The organism is Ruegeria sp. O6 (assembly GCF_056535045.1).
In genome coordinates this window covers 1-4,270 of sequence record NZ_JBQERM010000033.1, presented here as the reverse complement: position 1 = coordinate 4,270, position 4,270 = coordinate 1, and the positions used below count along the sequence as shown (strand labels likewise).

Sequence of the window (4,270 nt, the reverse complement as noted above, 5' to 3'; positions counted from 1 at the left end):
ACTCAGCGGCGTCTTCGTATTCTGTCATTGGTGGGCATGTGCAGACGAGGTTTCGGTCGCCGTATGCGTTGTCGACGCGGTTGACGGGGGACCAGTATTTGTCGACGCCCATGGATCCCGGAGGGAAGCAGGCCTGTTCGCGGGTGTAGGGGCGGTCCCAGTCGCCGACCAGATCACGCACCGTGTGGGGGGCGTTTTTCAGCGGGTTGTTTTCCGCGTCGATCTTGCCGTCGATGATGTCCTGCGCTTCCGAGCGGATCGAGAGCATGGCGTCGCAGAAGCGGTCGAGCTCGTCCTTGGGTTCGGATTCGGTGGGCTCGACCATCAGGGTTCCGGCCACCGGCCAGCTCATCGTGGGGGCGTGGAAGCCTGAATCGACCAGACGCTTGGCCACATCGTCGACGGTGACATGCGCCGCCTCGTCCAGCGGCCTTGTGTCGAGGATGCATTCATGTGCCACCCGACCCGTTTCCGAGGTGTAGAGGATCGGATAGGCGTCCTTGAGGCGCGCCGCGATGTAGTTGGCGTTCAGGATCGCCACTTTGGTGGCCTGCGTCAGCCCCGCGCCGCCCATCAGCAGCACATAGGCCCATGAGACGGGAAGGATCGAGGGCGAGCCGAAGGGTGCCGCCGAGACCGGACCCACGGCGGTGCCATATTCCGGGTGGCCCGGCAGATGCTCGGCCAGATGCGCCTTGACGCCGATCGGACCCATGCCGGGGCCGCCACCGCCATGCGGGATGCAGAAGGTCTTGTGCAGGTTCAGGTGGCTGACATCGCCGCCAATGTCACCCGGACGTGCCAGCCCGACCATGGCGTTCATGTTGGCGCCGTCGATATAGACCTGACCGCCGTGATCATGGGTGATCTGGCAGACCTCCTGCACGGTGGTCTCGAACACGCCATGGGTCGAGGGATAGGTGATCATGCACGCGGCCAGATGATCCGAATGCTTTTCCGCCTTCTCGCGGAAGTCATTCAGATCGATATTGCCCTTGTCATCCGATTTCACCGGCACAACCTGCCAGCCCACCATCTGCGCCGAGGCCGGGTTGGTGCCATGGGCCGAGGTCGGGATCAGGCAGACATTGCGCTGCCCTTCGCCGCGGGCGAAGTGATAGTTGCGGATGGTCAGAAGGCCCGCATATTCGCCCTGCGCGCCCGAGTTGGGCTGCTGGGAGATCGCGTCATACCCGGTGATCTGGCACAGCTTGTCGTTCAGATCCGCAATCATCTGATGGTAGCCCTGCGCCTGATCTTCGGGCACGAAAGGATGCAGGTTGCCGAACTCGGGCCAGGTGACCGGGATCATCTCGATCGTGGCGTTCAGCTTCATGGTGCAGGACCCCAGCGGGATCATCGCCCGGTCCAGCGCCAGATCGCGGTCGGCCAGACGGCGCATATAGCGGGTGATCTCGGCCTCGGCCCGGTTCTTGTGGAAGATCGGGTGGGTCAGGTACGCGCTTTCGCGCAGCGCGTAATCCGGCAGGCGGTATTGCTTGTTCGAGCTGTCATCCTTGCGGTCGATGCCGAAGGCACCCCAGACCGCCTCGATGGTCTCGGGGCGGGTCTGTTCGTCCAGGCTGATGCCCACGCGGGTCTCGCCGACCTTGCGCAGGTTGACGCCACGGGCCACGGCGGCCTCCATAACGACATTCTGCAGATGACCGACCTCGACCGTGATCGTGTCGAAGAACACCTCGGGTTCGACCGCAAATCCCGCCTCTTCCAGACCGGCGGCCAGGCGCGAGGTCTTGCGGTGCACCGATTGCGCGATCGCCTTGATGCCGTCGGGTCCGTGATAGACCGCATACATCGAGGCAATGACAGCCAGCAGCGCCTGCGCGGTGCAGACGTTCGAGTTCGCCTTTTCGCGGCGGATGTGCTGCTCGCGGGTTTGCAGCGACAGGCGGTAGGCCTTGTTGCCGCGGCTGTCGATGCTGACCCCGATGATCCGGCCCGGCATCGAGCGCTTCAGCTTGTCGGTGGTCGCCATATACGCGGCGTGCGGGCCGCCATAGCCCATCGGCACGCCAAAGCGCTGGGTCGAGCCGATGGCGATATCCGCGCCCATCTCGCCGGGGGATTTCAGCAGCGCCAGTGACAGGATATCGGCGGCGACAACGGCGATGGCGTTATGTTCATGCAGCGCCGCGATCTCGTTCGTGAAGTCGCGCACATGGCCATGGGTGCCCGGATACTGGAAGATCGCGCCAAAGACGGCACCTGCATCCAGCTGATCGGGATCGCCCACCTGCACGTCGATGCCCAAGGGTTCGGCGCGGGTTTTGATGACCGCGATGGTCTGCGGATGACAGTTGCGATCCACGAAGAAGGCCGCGTTATTGGCCTTGGACCGGCCGCCGCGCTTGGCCATCGCCATGGCTTCTGCTGCGGCTGTGGCTTCGTCCAGCAGGGACGCGTTGGCCACATCGAGCCCGGTCAGGTCGCTGACCATGGTCTGGAAGTTCAGCAGCGCCTCAAGCCGGCCCTGGCTGATCTCGGGCTGATAGGGCGTGTAGGCCGTGTACCAGGCCGGGTTTTCCAGGATGTTGCGCAGGATCGGCGCCGGGGTGGTGGTGCCGTAATATCCCTGACCGATCAGCGAGGTCAGAACCTTGTTCTTGCCCGCCACCTGCTTCATGTGAAAGAGCGCATCGCGTTCCGTCATCGCCGGGCCCCAGTCCAGCGGTTCCTTCTGCCGGATCGCGGGCGGGACGGTAGCGTCGATCAGCTGGTCCAGCGTCTTGAAGCCGATCACCTGCAGCATGTCGCGCATCTCGGTCGGGCTGGGCCCGATGTGGCGGCGATTGGCGAAGTCATAGGCTTCGTAGTCGGTCAGTTTGAAGGCCATTGCAGCGCTCCTCAAGGATAGGTCAGGTCCGGCGGAGACGGCAGGAGCCTCCGGCGGGAGTATTTGGAAAAAGATGAAGCGGGGAGCCCCGGTCTCTGGGGCTCCGGGCCGGATTTAGCCGATGAAGGCCTTGTAGCCGGCTTCGTCCATCAGGTCTTCCAGCTGCGCGGCATCGGCGATCTTGATCTTGTAGATCCAGGCCTCGCCCTCGGGGTCGTCGTTCAGCGCGCCGGGGTTGTCAGCCAGCGCCTCGTTCACTTCCGTAATCTCGCCATCAACCGGCGCGTAAAGCTCGGAGGCGGCCTTGACGGATTCGATCACGCCGATCTCGCCATCCTTCTCGAACTCGTCGCCCACTTCCTGCTGCTCGACAAAGACCACCTCACCCAGCTGCTCGGCCGCGTGTTTGGTGATGCCCAGCGTGGCCGTGTCGCCGTCGACCGCCAGCCATTCATGCTCTTCGGAATAATAGGTTGCCATGGTGTCTCTCTCCTGACTTCAACGCTTGTAATTTTGTTTGACGAAGGGCAGCGCCACAATCTGCGCCGGTTGCGCCTTGCCCCGGATGATCAGGTTGACCTTCTCGCCCGGCTCGCCATGGCCCGCGGACACATAGCCCATCGCAACCGGGCCGCCGACCGTGGGGCCAAAGCTGCCCGAGGTGATCTGACCGATGGTATTGCCCTCAAGGCATTGCACCTCGACCCCCTGACGCGCGGGGGCGCGGCCGTCGGGCTTGATGCCCACCAGCTTGCGCGCAGGCCCCTCGGCCAGTTCGCGCTGCACACGTTCCGCACCCGGAAAGCCGCCTTCTTCCTTGCGGCGCTTCTGCATCGCCCAGCCAAGGCTGGCCTCGACCGGCGAGGTGCTCTGATCGATGTCATTGCCATAAAGGCACAGACCGGCTTCAAGCCGCAGGCTGTCACGCGCGCCCAGACCCGCCGGTTCGCAATCCTCATGCGCAAGGAACGCCCGGGTGATCTCGATCGCCTTGTCCTCGGGGATCGAGATCTCATACCCGTCCTCGCCCGTGTATCCCAGCCGCGAGATGCGGCATTCGACACCCAGGATGTCGGCAATCGTAGTTTCCATGAACTTGAGGTCGCGCACCGCAGGGCAGAGCGCGCCCACCACGTCCTCGGCCTTGGGGCCTTGCACCGCGACCAGCGCGCGGTCGAAAATCTCGGTCACTTCGACGCCGTCCAGATTGGCGCGCATATGCGGAATGTCCTGATGGCGCAGCGCCGCGTTCACCACCACAAAGTAATGATCCCCCGCGTTCGACACGATCAGGTCATCCATGATCCCGCCTTCGGCATTGGTGAAGAACCCGTACCGCGCCTTGCCTTCCTTCAGCGTCGCATAAGCCTGCGGACACAGAGCTTCCAGCTTCTCGCCCACATCCTCGCCCCGCAA

The 4,270-nt window shown here is 63.8% G+C and carries 3 protein-coding genes; all 3 read right to left on the bottom strand.

The window, feature by feature from the left end:
• The coding region (gene gcvP / locus ACR0DY_RS19785) for an aminomethyl-transferring glycine dehydrogenase (protein WP_480547702.1) at positions 1-2,854 on the bottom strand (2,854 nt) is incomplete at its 3' end.
• Between the two features lie 114 nt (positions 2,855-2,968).
• Positions 2,969-3,334, bottom strand: a complete 366-nt coding sequence (gene gcvH, locus ACR0DY_RS19780) for a glycine cleavage system protein GcvH (protein WP_209505056.1) — start codon at positions 3,332-3,334, stop codon at positions 2,969-2,971.
• 18 nt (positions 3,335-3,352) lie between these two features.
• Positions 3,353-4,270 (bottom strand): glycine cleavage system aminomethyltransferase GcvT (gene gcvT / locus ACR0DY_RS19775; protein WP_480899014.1); only part of this gene is annotated, 918 nt, incomplete at its 5' end.